Source organism: Sphingomonas sp. TREG-RG-20F-R18-01, from assembly GCF_022662475.1.
In the GTDB taxonomy this organism is placed as follows: domain Bacteria; phylum Pseudomonadota; class Alphaproteobacteria; order Sphingomonadales; family Sphingomonadaceae; genus Sphingomonas.
Genome location: NZ_JAKNQQ010000017.1, coordinates 24,259 through 37,305, shown reverse-complemented (window position 1 = coordinate 37,305; position 13,047 = coordinate 24,259). Strand labels below are relative to the sequence as shown.

Below are 13,047 nucleotides of genomic sequence, written 5' to 3'. Positions count from 1 at the left end.
CAGGCGCTCATTGCCGATGACATTGTAGGCCTATGCCATCCGCAAGCAGACCCAGCCGATCCTTGGCCGCGCTTGATCAATTGATCATCAGGCGGGAGATCAACCTAGCCCGGCTTGAGGAACAGCTTGAAAGGTGTGCCGTGTCCGGCGCGGGGCGGCAGGCCATTGAAACAGCAATCTCGATCGCAAAGGTCGCGCTGGAAAGATTGGGGCGAAAGCGAGCCGCTGTCGTCATGGGTGATCTGTGACCGCTTTCGCCCAATGGCTAACCTAATCCTTCAACGTGTAACACCTACAGAAACGAGATATCGGCCGATCTGCTCCTGGCCCTGCGCGACTGTCACTTCTGCACCGAAGAACGGATTACCGTGCGAGACCTGCTCGGCAGCAATCGTGATCGCGCTAGATATAGCCGCCTTCCATGCCTCGATGTTGTCGCGCGCTTCCTGCTCCCCTGTCTGGAAGACGTGCTCGTTGACAGTGGTGACTGTGTAGCTCGGCATAGTGCCACGACCGTAATTCACACGATCGTACGGCACCATAACGTCGATTAATCAGCGCCGAAGCTCTGGGAAACGCGCGGCTCCCACCAAACCCGGCAAATCTTAAACCCCGATCCTTTTCGAGAACGGCAGCTATCGCTAATTGCCTCCTTAAAGCTGCCTGTCCGCTCCCCACAAACCCGGTCATTCCTGATGCAAAAATCAAAAGTTTTGCATCAAGGTCGTAGCACTAAGCCGCCGGTCGGCTGGCCGTCAGCGATTAGGCTGACGTGTGCTTTCGCTGGCGCAATATTCTTTAACCTCTGCCTCCGGTGAGGTTACGCGGCAATAGCGAAAGTGGCTGCTTCATCGGGGGCGAAGAAGCCGTGATATTCGAAGGTTTGTTCGGAGGACGTCATCATCGCATTCGCGTCAGCCGAGTTAAGCATGGCGAGCGTCGAGGGCCGATTGGTAACAATCCGCCAATCGAGGGCTCCCACCGGCGGACCTTTAATCGCCTGCTTAAGCGCAACGAGCAATGTGGCAGGCGCCGGTGTATGAATCGCGAAGCCCTCATTGGCAAAAGCGGCCTCGCCGACGCCCAACAGGGCGCAAACGGTTTCCTTAGTTACGGTATCTTCTACGCCAGCATTGCGCGCGGCATCGATCAATAGGCGTGTTTCGCGGTCAAAGGGGCGCGTTGTTAACTGCAAAGACCGGCTGATCGGAGGACCATGCCTCTGGCGGACATGATTTGCCCGCCGGACCGATGGTGGCAAGGGGATTTATCTCAGCCGGGTATATACGACACACCCGTGGCCGACCCTCATAGCCGCCACACCGCATGTCCGCAAGTAGATAAGGACAGGCTCCCGAAAAAGCGCCCACAAACGTCATGCGTATGCGGACCGGAAGCGTACCACTGCTGGCGGGGAAGCTGCGTTGCCAGTTATAATTGTCACGCTGCGTCTGGTGTTGCCCGTCCGGCCAGACGGAAGCCTCACATAGTAATTGCACGTCACCGCCGCGGGTCAACCACGTGATCGCCTCGTTTGCGGACATGGGCAATTTCAGATTGTGGCAGCAACGGCCGCACATGGTGCAATCGAAATGGATCGTCATCAGCGAAAATTCCACGCAACAGGGGGAGCACTTCCCGCCGATTTCGCCAAACTGACCAAGTATGGTAAACAAATTATAAACGTGGCGGTAGATCGGTTTGATGCAAAAATCACAAGTTTTGCCTCAGGCCGGGAATGGCGGAAATCCGGGCGCTTTCGTGATGCATATATGCGATGCACAATGGTCGCATGATCTACGGCTATGCGCGCGTCTCCGCCACCGGCCAGGACCTCACCCATCAGTTCGCCCAGCTCCTCGCCGCTGGCTGCGTCAAGGTCTACCAGGAGAAGGCCAGCGCCGCGTCGGCCGAGCGGCCCAAGCTCAAGCGCGCGATCGGCGCGCTCGGCCTGCGACAGTATAGCTTTCGACTGTATCGGCCATTCCACGCAGCTGGAGGTGCCGATCGCTGCCCTGCCGGGGGGCTCGTCCTTCTGCAGTCCCGCTTATCGATCAGCCGATTGACCGGGCCATGCGGAGGTGCTTGCGTAATACTGGCAGCGTCTGCCTGGCGAGATTGCGCACTTCGGCTGGATCCTTGCTGGCAGCTTCCTCCGCGAAATCGCGAATATCCTTCTGATGATCCTCTGTCATGTAACGGCCGAACTCGCGATCGAACGCGACGCCATGCATGCCCTGCAGTTTAGCGTATTCCGTCTGCGCCTCATCCGACATTTCTGCGGGCACGACAATTTGGTGCTTTGCTGCGATGGGAACGGCCTGATCCTTTCCCTTGGCGTGCTCGCGCTGCAGCATCACGCCGAAGGACTTCACCCTTGCGCTTTGACCCTGCCTGGCCGCGAGTGAGCCCAGCTTCATTTCCGAATTGTCACCCTTGATCGCTTTGGTCAGGAATTCAGACGTATCCGCAAACGCTGGCGCCGACGTGATCGTTGTTACTGCCAATCCTGTAAGCACCCACTTCATCGCACGCATGACTACCTCCTGAAGCTAGTAACGCCCAAGCGTTCGGTAATCAGAAATGTTCCCGGCTCGCCCAAACAAGCGAACCTGGGCACTTCCTGCCGTTGCAAAAGGGAACCCTTTCGCAACGGTGTTATTGCTGAGGTGGCGCTACATATCGGCCAATGAAGAGGATCATGTTGGTGCGCTTATCGACAAGAAGGAAAAGAAAGGGCTTATCGACACGGAATATGAGCGGCGGCGGTGGGGGCGGGATTCTGCGCCCGGTCACCACTACATCCATCATTACAGCAGTTGCGGCAGCGGCTTCCGACCCCTGCTCGTCAACGTCGAGGTAGGTTTGATGGATGACCTTCTTGATCTTCAATCCTATCGCGCCAGGTACTTCGCCGGGGTATGGTCGATAGCCATGCCCGAGAAGTCGGCCTCGTCTCCAAATGCTGTTTTGGCACCTAGTGCCTTGAGAGGCTCAACAAGATCGCCGCGCCACTCCAGATGCATTTTCGGTAAAGTAAGGACGGTGTCTTGAGGGTAAGCGCCATCGAGATCACTGATCCAACGTGCCAACTTTTCGGCGGTCAGCCCTTCCTCGAGGTGCGGTAATTCAGGGCGAGCCGTTTCGGTCCAGCCGATTTGATCCTAGTAACCTTCGCAACCTCCGGTGAATCACAAACTGGTGAAATCGCTCAACCTGATTTTTTATTGGGCTCCTAGAAGCCCACTTGGTCGCCTCCCTTGAGCTCGAGTATCTCGCGCGCCTCTGCCGGCGTCGCGACTTCGAGCCCAAGACCTTCGATAATCTTGCGGGCTTGCACGACCTGAGCAGCATTGCTCTCAGCCAGCTTCCCTGCGCCAATCCAGAGCGAATCCTCGAGGCCGACGCGAACATTGCCGCCCATCGCTGCCGCCATAGCGACGACCTGCATCTGCGCCTTGCCGGCGGCCAGCGCGGACCAGCGGTACTGATCACCAAACAGGCGGTCGGCGGTGCGCTTCATATGCATGACTTCGTCTGGGTGGGACCCGATCCCGCCGAGAAGGCCGAAGACCGTCTGAATGAACAGTGGCGGCTTCACGAAGCCCTCGGCCAGAAAGTAGGCCAGATTGTGGAGATGACTCGTGTCATAGCACTCGAACTCGTACCGGGTGCCGGTCTCGTTCAGCGTCTCCAGTACAATCCGGATGTCCTTGAACGTGTTTCGGAAAATGATGTCGTCGGTGCTCGCTAACATCGCTGGCTCCCACTCGTGCTTGAACTCCTTGAAGCGCTTCAGCATCGGGAAGAGCCCGAAGTTCATCGAGCCCATGTTGAGGCTGGCGACCTCCGGCTTCCAGTGGGCCGCAGGCCGGATCCGCTCATCGACGGTCATGCCGGGCGCGCCGCCGGTGGTTATGTTGCACACGACATCGGAGCGCTGCTTAATCGAACGCAGGAATGGCTCAAACGCGGCCGGCGACTGGTCGGGCTTGCCGTCGTTCGGATTGCGGGCATGCAAATGGACGATGGCGGCGCCCGCTTCGGCGGCGCCGACGGCTGCGTCCGCGATCTCCTCCGCTGTCACGGGCAGATATGGCGACATGGACGGCGTGTGGATCCCCCCAGTTACGGCGCACGTGATAATCACCTTCTTCGACGACATCTGACTCTCCTACTGGCCGCACAAATTTCTACGGCGCCATAATATATTTATTGCACCGGATAATCGAGAGTGCCAGACCTTTTGCTAACGATAGCGAAATTAGGTGAGGCAATGACAGCGGACCGCACGGAAACCCTTTTAGGTGCGGGCGCCGCGCCGCAGGTCGCGCTAAGCGCCAGCACGATGATGACGGACGGCGAACCTACCGAAACGAGGACGCTATCGTGACCCGCACGATCGCGGTTCCGAACCTGGCTCTGGACTTTTTCTCCGCCGAAAGTTTGGCCGAACCCTTTGCGGACTATGCAGTGCTGCGCGACGCGGGACCGGTGGTACGGCTCGCGCGACCCGAGGTGCATGCGATCGGTCGCTTCGTCGACGTTCAGGCCGCCCTGCGGGCACCGGACGTGCTTATCAGCGGCGGAGGCGTCGGCTTCAGCGACGTCTTCAATGCACCAAAGGGAATGAACGTCATCCAGTCGGACGGCGATCTCCACCGTCGGCTTCGGGGGACGGTAACGCGACCGCTCTCCGCTGCCCGCCTGCGCGAAGTCAGGCCCGAGCTGAAGGCGATGATTAAAACCCGCGTTGCCTCACTTGTCGGGCGGGGCTGGTTCGATGGGATGTCCGAGCTCGCGCGCTTCCTCCCGGTGGAGGCCGTCTCGCACTTCGTCGGCCTGCCGACGGTCGGTCGCGAGCGGATGCTGGAATGGGCGGCCGCGGCGTTCAACCTGATCGGACCTAATCAGGACGCTGCCGACATCACGTCGATGCGCGAGGGTTTCGGATTCATGGCCGGTCTCAGCGAAGAAACCGTGCGCGACGGAAGCTGGGCGGGTGAATTGTTCGCATCCGCCCGCGCGGGTCGCCTATCCATGCAGGAGGCGATGGCCGCGATCAGTGCTTACGTCATCCCGAGCCTCGACACGACTATTCTTGCAAAAGGCCATCTGCTGGCGAACCTGGCACGGAACCCGGACCAGTGGGCCATTTTGCGGGAGCGCCCCGAGCTCGCACCCGCCGCCGTCCTGGAAGGGGTGCGCCGCGACTCGGTCATCCGCTGGTTCTCCAGGGTCGCCGCAAGCGACTACACGGTGGACGGGGTGATCGTGCCGGAAGGGTCACGCGTCATGCTGCTCTACGGCTGCGCCAACCGCGACGAGCGCCGGTACGAAAATCCCGACCGTTTCGACGTGACGCGCGACGCGCGCGACCATCTGGCGTGGGGCACGGGTCCGCACATGTGCGCTGGCATGCATCTGGCGCGCATCGAGATGGAGGTGCTGCTGGAGGCATTGCTGGAAGCCGACGTAAAGCTCGAGGCTGGCGAGCCCGAGCTCGGCTCGAACAGCGGCCTTTACGGCTACTCCAAGCTCCCGATGCGGCTTGAGTGCGCATGACGCGAACGACGAAAGGATCCTGCCAATGTCGATGTCATTGCTCAACCGCGCGAGCCCGTGCCCGTGCTGCGCCTATTCGAACGCGCAGTCGATCTCCGCATTCTCGCCCCTCTCGTTCCTGCGACGAGGACATGGACACACAAGTGCAAACCTCCGCGCGCAGGGCGATCAGGCAGCTGCGGTAGACCTCCACATAGCCGGCGTTACGGTCGTCGATCCGCGCAATGGGCGAAAGTCGCCCAGCATGACAATCGTCTGCAGGCTGGGACGCATCGTAGCCGTGTTGCCGACCGGCCCTGCGCCGGTCGCGTCATCCGTTGAGAGGGTCGATGCCACGGGGCTGTTCGCGGTCCCCGGCTACAACGACATGCACAGCCACGTGCTGGAACTCGACGATCCCTCCGGCAGCCTAGCTCTGATGCTCGCCGAGGGCGTCACGGGGTTTCGCCAGATGTCCGGGTCCCCCGCGCTGCTCGCGCGGCGTCGCGCGGGCACGCTTCCCATCGGGCGGGCGGCGCCGCAACTCCTTCAGACACCTGGTTCAATCCTCACGCCATTCAACGCCGGATCGCCGGATGCAGTGCGGGAGGAGGTCCGGAAACAGAAGGGGCAGGGCGCGGACTTCATCAAGATGGGCTTTGCCAACCCGGACGCGTTTTTCGCCGCCCTCGAGGAGGGGCGGCGGATCGGCATACCGGTGCTTGGCCATCTCCAGGAGGGAACCGACCCGGTCGAAGCCACCGCGGCCGGTTTTCACTCAATCGAGCACCTTGGTCCCGGTAGTACCGTATGGGTGCGCTGCTCGGACGACGAAGCCGAGCTACGGGCCGAAAGCTACCGACGCGAAGTGATCAAGCTACCGCCCTTCAAAATCCCCTTCATGGAACAGATCATCATGAAGCGCTTTGGCCGGATGCTGGTTAATCCCTCCGCATTCTCCAAAGAGGAGGATGTGGATCGGCTGGGACGGGCCGTAGCAGGTTTCCGAGAGGACAAGGCTGGCGAGATGGCATCCCGCTTTGTCGCCGATGGAAGCTGGCAATGCCCCACGCTGGTCAGAATCCGTACCCAGACATTCGCGGACGACGCGCAGTACGAGCGCGACGAGATGCTTGAGTATTTGCCTCGTAAAAGCGTGCGGCAGTGGCGCGAGGTGACCCAGGTCTGGAAGGCGCGGCCCGACCGTGTGCGGCGTACATACCGGGAGACTTATCCACGGCAGCTCCAGCTGACCAAATTGCTGTTCGAGGCGGGCGTGAAGATGATCGTGGGGACCGACGGCGGATCCTATCTGGGTCCGGGACTCACGTTGAAACAGGAATTTGAGGAGCTGAGCGACGCCGGGATTACGCCACTCGAGATCCTGCGGATGGCGACGATAAACGCCGCCGACTATCTTGGTCGAAGTGATGAGATTGGGGTGATCGAAAGCGGGTATAAAGCGGACTTCGTACTGCTCGACGCGGACCCGCTCCTGCGTGTTGAGAACCTGCACTCGATCGCAGGCGTGGTGCGCGGTGGATTCCACTTTCCGCGGCGGGATCTGGACGACATGAAAGCGCGCGTCGCGAGGGGCAACGGCTATCTGTCCTGAATACCGAACGGCCGGGCGGTACGGTAACCGCCCGGCCGGCCGCCGGTCCCAGCCCGACGATTCCTAGAACTTAGCGCCCACCCGAACCCCGATCGTGCGTGGATTGCCGTGGAAGCAGGTGACCGCCTCGGACTTGCCCGGAACATCGAGCGCGCCAAGCTGCGGCCCGAAGGGCAGATAGCCCTCGTTGACGCAGTAGTGGTGATCGGTGAGGTTCGAGCCGAACACCGCGAGCGAGTACCGGTCGCCGGGTGAGAAAATCGACAGACGGGCCGACAGCAGCGCGTAGGCTTTCTGAACGGTGATTGGGCTGTTGTCGATCACTGCATTGAGGTTCTGCGCACTGTTGGAGCTAACGTCGGCGCGGAGTGCGGCGCGGAAGCCGTTGGCAAACTCGTTGCGGAACTCGATGCCTTCGCTGGTCGACCAGACGGGCGAATAGGTCGGCCGGGTGCCGGTCAAGTTCTGCACGCCAGTCTGCCACGGAAGGGGCGGCGCGTTCTGATAGTCCCTGAACTTGTTGTCGTTGTAGGCAACGGCGGCGTTGATGCGGAACCATGAAGTGGGGGCGGCGGCGAACTGCGCGTCGACCCCCTGGCTACGGATCGAGCCGACGTTACGGATCAGCGAGGCGACGCTGGTCAATGCGCGCTCCTGGAAGCCATTGACGTCCATGCGATACGCCGTGACGTTGGCGGTTAGGGCGCGGTGGAAGAACTGTGTCTTGAAGCCAACCTCGTAGTTCTTGACCGTCTCCGGACCGTAATCGCGCAGGTTGCCGAGGGCGATGTTTGACGCGCCGGAGTTGAAGCCGCCCGCTTTGAAGCCGGTCGAGTAGGTGGCGAACAGAAGGATGTCGCGCGTCGGCTTCCAGTCGAGGTTGGCCCGCCCCGTGAAGCGCCCGTCCGAGTAATTCAGCGGGCTGTTTTCGTTGGTCCCGAATACGGCGGCCGGGTTAACGCGAGCGCTAAAGAAAGTGGCATCCTTGTGCTCGTGCGTGTACCGGCCACCAACGGTTAAGTCGACTTTAGGAAGCACTTCAAGGGTTGCCTGACCGTAGCCAGCATAGCTTGTCGTCTCCTGCGGATACCGCTGATAAAAAGCGGACATCTGAGGACCGGCAAGGCAGGCCGGCACCAGGGGCGGCGCGAAATTGGCAACCGCCAAGGTGCAGTAGCTGCCGCGCAAATTGTAGTCCTGGTCGAGGTGGAACGCCTCTTGGAAGAAGTAGAGTCCTGCGACGAAGTTCAACCGGCCGCCTAGCAAGCGGTCTTTCGGCGAGACAACTTGAAACTCGTGGTTCTGGCTTTTACTTTCGTAATCGAAGTGGCGATAAAGTAGCGGCACCGGAAGGAACGTCACCTCGCCGTCCTGCTCGCTCGCCCGCCAGTGACGATAGCTGTTGATGAGCTTGAATTCAAAACCACTGTCTGTGCTGAAATTTAGGGTGCTGGATACGCCAAAATGATAATCATCGATCCGGGCAGTCGAAACGTCCTGCTTGGAGCTGTTGCTATCGATGCCGATCGTCGGAAGGTTACCGCGAAGCACTCGCGTGAGATTGGTAAGGATGGTCGGCGTGACCGACGACGGGATGATCGAGATATTGTACCAGGCATCCCCAGTCTGCGTTGAATAGTCGGTACGGACGATCCAGCTGAGGTTGGGATTAAACTGGTAGCGCGCAGTCAGACGTAGACTGATCGTATCGATGCCACCGAAGCGCCTGCCGGTCGGGTCCTGATGCCAATATCCGCCAAACTTCTCGCCAAGCCCTGCGAAGCGGATCGCGAACTTGTCGTTGAAGGGAAGATTGGCGACCACCTCGCCCCGGTATCGCTCTCCGGTTCCCGCCTCAAAGGCGGCGCTGCCCTCGAGTTTGTTTGTCGGCAAAGCGGTGGTGATGCTGATCGCCCCGACCGAGGCGTTGCGGCCAAAGAGTGTCCCCTGCGGCCCGGACAGAACCTCCAGACTTTGCACATCGACGAGGGTTGAGTTCAACGACCCCGCGCGAGGCACGTACACGCCATCCAGATAGGTAGCGACGCTCGGTTCGATTGCGCTGTTGCCGAACGCTCCGAGGCCTCGGATGCTGTTCCGAGCTGCGACAGTCCCGGGTGCGGAGCCGAATTTATAAGTGGGGACCAGCTTCGTAAGGTCTTGGACCGAGTTGACCCCCGAATCGCGTAAGGCCGCGCCGCTGAACGCTTGGATAGTGATCGGGACGTTTTGAACGTTTTCCGACCGCTTTTGAGCGGTGACGATGATGTCCTCGAGGCCGCTCGGCGGCGGGGGCGCATTAACCGGTGTCGGATTCGGCGTGTTGTCGCTGCTGCTGGTCTGAGCCTGGGCCTGGGCTGTGACGGATGGCGCTGACTGCACGGGTGCCGCTTGAGCGTATGCCTGTGAGGAGGTTCCGGAGAGAGCCGCGCAGAGAATAGCCGTGCTGCGTCCGAACGCGGCATTGCCAGCGTTTCGACCGAATTTCCGACGGACATTGCTCATGATCGTTCCTCCCCTGTTGATCGGCAAGTCCCGAACGGGCTCGACCTTATTTCCCACTCATGCCAAACACGCTAATCCTGTGCAATATCTTTTTTCACCGTTATATTTGCTGAACAGCGCGAATCGCTATGATCGATTACGGTGTCGGTCTTGCAGCGGTGCTAGCGATGTCCAGCCTCAAACTGCGAACGCTTCCGCCGGTACCGAATACAGCACGTCCGCCCTGGCAGTCGCAGCGGCCTTTAGGCCGAGCGCCTCGGGCACGATCTGCGCCACGTAAAACGTGCACGCTGCGCGCTTCATAGTGGAGAAGATGTCGTCACCCGTCGCCACCCGCCCGGAACGCTCCATCAGCCACCCACAGGTCGCGACCGACAGCATCGTAAGGAACGGATAGCTGGCAGCAAGCTTGTCGTCGGCGTCAAGGCTCGCCATGCCGCGGCCGACTTCGTCGCACGCGTCGATCAGCGTCACGAGCCCCGGATCCTCGGCGTCGGCCTTCAAATCGGCAATTAGCTGCGCAAACACGCCGCCATTTGCCATGGAGAGCTTGCGCCCGACGAGGTCGGCGGCCTGGATGCCGTTGGTACCTTCGTAAATGGGGGTGATGCGCGCATCGCGGAAGAACTGCGCAGCGCCGGTCTCCTCGACATAGCCCATCCCGCCATGCACCTGGATGCCGAGGCTGGCGACTTCGTTACCAAGATCGGTGCCGTGCGCCTTGGCGAGTGGGGTGAGGATCTCGAGCCGGTCCTGCGCGCCCGCCTCGCCGAGCGCGGCGCGGTCGACGTGCCCCGCGGCATAATAGACGAGCGCGCGCGCCGCCTGGGTCTGCGCCTTCATCCGCAGCAGCATCCGGCGGACGTCGGGATGCTCGACGATGCGGACCGACGCCTTGTTGGGCGAGCCGGCGCGCGCCGACTGCACGCGCTCGAGCGCATAGTGGACCGCCGCCTGCGTAGCGGCTTCCGCGACTTGGACGCCCTGCAGCCCAACGTTCAACCGCGCATTGTTCATCATCGTGAACATCGCGCGGATTCCGCCGAACTCGCCACCGATCAGCTCGCCGATGCAATCGTCAGTGTCGCCGAACGAAAGCACGCAGGTCGGAGAGGCGTGCAGGCCCATCTTGTGTTCGATCGACACGACGCGGACGTCGTTGAAGTCGCCCGGAGTGCCGTCGTCCTTCAGCCGGTATTTCGGCACGAGGAACAACGAGATCCCCTTGGTCCCGGCCGGCGCGCCCGGCGTGCGCGCGAGGACGAGGTGGACGATGTTGGGCGCCATGTCGTGGTCGCCGAACGAGATGTAGATTTTGGTGCCCTTGATGCTCCACTTGCCGTCGCCGAGCGGCGTCGCCGTCGAGCGCAACGCGCCGACGTCGGAGCCCGCCTGCGGCTCGGTCAGGTTCATCGTACCGGTCCATTCGCCGGTCGCGAGATGCGGTAGGTACAGCGCATGCTGCTCCGGCGAGCCGTGATGCACCAACGCCTCGATCGCGCCGACGGTCAGCGTCGGCGCGAGCGCGAAGCCCATGTTTGCGCTGCCGAGCGTATCAAGCACCGCAGTCTGAATCGCGAACGGCAGGCCCTGCCCACCGAACGCTTCGGGAACGCCGATTGTGCCCCAACCGCCCTCGACATAATCGTGATACGCCTGAACGAAGCCGTCCGGCATCACCACGCCTTCCGGGGTCCATTTCGCGCCGACCGTGTCGCCGGCGCGCAGGAGCGGAGCCCATTCGCCTGCCGCGAGCTGCCCGACGCCTTCAAGCACGGCATCGACCACGTCGTTACTTGCGGCGGCGAAGCGTTCGGTCGCGGCGAGGTCGGCGACGCGCACGATGTGATCGAGTACGAAGCGCTGGTCGGCGGTGGCTGGGGTGAACGGCATCTGCACTCCTGGAGAAATGGTCGTTGCCAGCCATGCGCTGGTTGCGATTGAAAGAAAAAGGGACGCCGAAGGCGTCGGAAAAACTCGGGGCACAGGTCGCTCAGCGCGAAGTCTGATCAGCCAGGGCTCGACTTTAGTGCCCGCGATCCGGCGCGCCTGTCCGAAACGATCACACCGCCTTTGACCACGATGACCGGCCGCAGGAAATTCCAATAGCCCTCTAGCGGATTTCCGGAGAGCATTAGTAGATCAGCCAGCTTGCCCGTCTCAATCGTGCCGCGATCCGCGGCGTGTTCGACGAAGGCGGCAGAGCCGGGTCCGATCATGCGGACCAGATCGGTTGCGGAAAAGACGAGGCTTAGCGTTCCGAGCTCGTGCGCGAGTCCGGCGGTGGGATCGAAGCTCGTGTCCGACGAGTAGGCGACGGTGACACCGTTGTCGTACAGCGTGCGCAGATTGACCGGGAATTTTCCGGCGGCCTGTCCACGATCCTCTGCCGATGGACTACCGCCGGGCCAAGGCTTCCCGTCACGGGTCGTCGGCCGGTTGTCCTGGTTAAACACGCCGAAAACGGGCGAACCGACGCCCGTGGACGAGGCGACCATGGCCCCTGCGGTAGCGATTTCCTTCGCCTCGGCATCGGTCATGAAGGCATAATGCGAGGAGTGGACGAGGCGCCGCGCGCCCAGCCGCACCGCAGCCACCTGCGCGGTCGGGCTGACCGCGTGGATCTGGACGGGAACGCCTAGTCGACGCCCCTCATCGAGCGCGGCGGCGACGTTGCGCGTCTCCTGCTCGGTCGGCTTGAACGGCCACTGCGTGTCAACCGTCATCGACGCGATTGTCGGGTAAGGGATCTCGCCGATCGAGTCCGTCCCGGCCGCGTGATCGGCATCGATCGCCGCGCGGATCTGAGGCTCGCTCATCGTTCGCGTCGCGCCGAGCGCTGGGATCGCCCACGCGCCCGCGATGATCCGTGGCCCCTTTATCACGCCCGTGTCGACAAGATGCTTTAGCGCCAAGATACCGACGCGGTCGTCGCCGCCCGATTGAACCGTAGTCACGCCGGATGCCAGGAGCGCGGTCATCTGACCGGGCGCATCGTCGCGAAGGAACCTGTCGAGATCAGGTCCGCCGCCGTGGATCAGCGGCGGGATCAGATGCCGGTGAGCGTCGATGTATCCGGCGATTACGGTCATCCCCGTAGCGTCGATCCTGCGCCCCCGAACCACATGGTCGGTGCCGCTCAGGACAGCATAGATCCGACCTCCTCGGACCTCCACCGAACCGTGTTCGATCACCTTGCCGGTGCCGACGATAATGCGGGCGTTCGACAGCACAAGGTCCTGAGCGCTCGCTGAACCCGCTGGTAAAGCTAGCAGGATCGTAGCAAGACCAAGCCCTATCTCTCGCGGCTTCGGTATTTTCCGCGTTATGAGAACACGAGAGCCGGTACCGAACTGCAGCAAGCGACGCATGGACGAGCTTTC

Annotated in this window: 11 protein-coding genes and 1 pseudogene; 4 read left to right on the top strand and 8 right to left on the bottom strand. The window is 61.6% G+C overall.

Annotation, left to right across the window (positions count from 1 at the left end):
• Window positions 1–62: 62 nt before the first annotated feature.
• On the top strand, window positions 63–248 hold the full coding sequence (locus tag L8K25_RS20950) for a hypothetical protein (RefSeq protein WP_242140963.1): 186 nt from the start codon (window positions 63–65) through the stop codon (window positions 246–248).
• 30 nt (window positions 249–278) lie between these two features.
• On the opposite strand, the gene L8K25_RS20945 is transcribed toward L8K25_RS20950, so the two are convergent.
• The gene (locus L8K25_RS20945) at window positions 279–503 is read right to left on the bottom strand and encodes a hypothetical protein (protein WP_242140962.1); all 225 of its coding nucleotides are present in this window, start codon (window positions 501–503) and stop codon (window positions 279–281) included.
• Between the two features lie 317 nt (window positions 504–820).
• Window positions 821–1,153, bottom strand: coding sequence for a hypothetical protein (locus tag L8K25_RS20940; RefSeq protein ID WP_242140961.1), 333 nt, complete (start codon window positions 1,151–1,153; stop codon window positions 821–823).
• Window positions 1,154–1,792: 639 nt separating this feature from the next.
• On the opposite strand from L8K25_RS20940, the pseudogene L8K25_RS20935 reads away from it, so the two are divergent.
• Window positions 1,793–1,948 (top strand): annotated as a pseudogene (locus tag L8K25_RS20935) (recombinase family protein); the annotation flags it as partial.
• A 106-nt stretch (window positions 1,949–2,054) separates the two neighbouring features.
• On the opposite strand, the gene L8K25_RS20930 reads toward L8K25_RS20935, so the two are convergent.
• The 3 genes from L8K25_RS20930 to L8K25_RS20920 all read right to left on the bottom strand — a co-directional run bounded on the left by L8K25_RS20930 (window position 2,055) and on the right by L8K25_RS20920 (window position 4,165).
• A complete protein-coding gene (locus tag L8K25_RS20930) occupies window positions 2,055–2,537 on the bottom strand; it encodes a DUF4142 domain-containing protein (protein WP_242140960.1) in 483 nt (160 codons plus the stop codon).
• A gap of 121 nt (window positions 2,538–2,658) precedes the next feature.
• Window positions 2,659–2,892 (bottom strand): serpin family protein, encoded by a 234-nt coding sequence (locus L8K25_RS22775; protein WP_277923758.1) that lies wholly within the window; start codon window positions 2,890–2,892, stop codon window positions 2,659–2,661.
• A gap of 343 nt (window positions 2,893–3,235) precedes the next feature.
• Window positions 3,236–4,165: a 3-keto-5-aminohexanoate cleavage protein gene (locus L8K25_RS20920; protein WP_242140959.1), complete on the bottom strand. Its 930-nt coding sequence runs from the start codon at window positions 4,163–4,165 to the stop codon at window positions 3,236–3,238.
• 224 nt (window positions 4,166–4,389) lie between these two features.
• Here L8K25_RS20920 and L8K25_RS22845 point away from each other — a divergent pair, with 224 nt between their 5' ends.
• Window positions 4,390–5,565: a cytochrome P450 gene (locus L8K25_RS22845; RefSeq protein ID WP_242140958.1), complete on the top strand. Its 1,176-nt coding sequence runs from the start codon at window positions 4,390–4,392 to the stop codon at window positions 5,563–5,565.
• A 25-nt stretch (window positions 5,566–5,590) separates the two neighbouring features.
• Complete coding sequence (locus L8K25_RS20910) at window positions 5,591–7,159, top strand: amidohydrolase family protein (protein ID WP_242140957.1); 1,569 nt, start codon at window positions 5,591–5,593, stop codon at window positions 7,157–7,159.
• A gap of 63 nt (window positions 7,160–7,222) precedes the next feature.
• Here L8K25_RS20910 and L8K25_RS20905 read toward each other — a convergent pair whose 3' ends face one another.
• The 3 genes from L8K25_RS20905 to L8K25_RS20895 all read right to left on the bottom strand — a co-directional run bounded on the left by L8K25_RS20905 (window position 7,223) and on the right by L8K25_RS20895 (window position 12,756).
• Window positions 7,223–9,664 carry a TonB-dependent receptor gene (locus L8K25_RS20905; protein WP_242140956.1) on the bottom strand — a complete coding sequence of 814 codons (2,442 nt, stop codon included), beginning with the start codon at window positions 9,662–9,664 and terminating at the stop codon, window positions 7,223–7,225.
• Window positions 9,665–9,841: 177 nt separating this feature from the next.
• On the bottom strand, window positions 9,842–11,557 hold the full coding sequence (locus L8K25_RS20900) for an acyl-CoA dehydrogenase (RefSeq protein ID WP_242140955.1): 1,716 nt from the start codon (window positions 11,555–11,557) through the stop codon (window positions 9,842–9,844).
• Between the two features lie 116 nt (window positions 11,558–11,673).
• Entirely contained in the window at window positions 11,674–12,756 is a 1,083-nt protein-coding gene (locus L8K25_RS20895) for an amidohydrolase family protein (RefSeq protein ID WP_242140954.1), read from the bottom strand.
• Window positions 12,757–13,047 lie beyond the last annotated feature (291 nt).

Bases quoted from the DNA above. Each gene is read 5' to 3' on its own strand.
- L8K25_RS20945 (WP_242140962.1), bottom strand. From the start codon at position 503: ATGCCGAGCTACACAGTCACCACTGTCAACGAGCACGTCTTCCAGACA.
- L8K25_RS20930 (WP_242140960.1), bottom strand. From the start codon at position 2,537: ATGCGTGCGATGAAGTGGGTGCTTACAGGATTGGCAGTAACAACGATC.
- L8K25_RS20920 (WP_242140959.1), bottom strand. From the start codon at position 4,165: ATGTCGTCGAAGAAGGTGATTATCACGTGCGCCGTAACTGGGGGGATC.
- L8K25_RS20910 (WP_242140957.1), top strand. From the start codon at position 5,591: ATGTCGATGTCATTGCTCAACCGCGCGAGCCCGTGCCCGTGCTGCGCC.
- L8K25_RS20905 (WP_242140956.1), bottom strand. From the start codon at position 9,664: ATGAGCAATGTCCGTCGGAAATTCGGTCGAAACGCTGGCAATGCCGCG.
- L8K25_RS20900 (WP_242140955.1), bottom strand. From the start codon at position 11,557: ATGCCGTTCACCCCAGCCACCGCCGACCAGCGCTTCGTACTCGATCAC.
- L8K25_RS20895 (WP_242140954.1), bottom strand. From the start codon at position 12,756: ATGACCGTAATCGCCGGATACATCGACGCTCACCGGCATCTGATCCCG.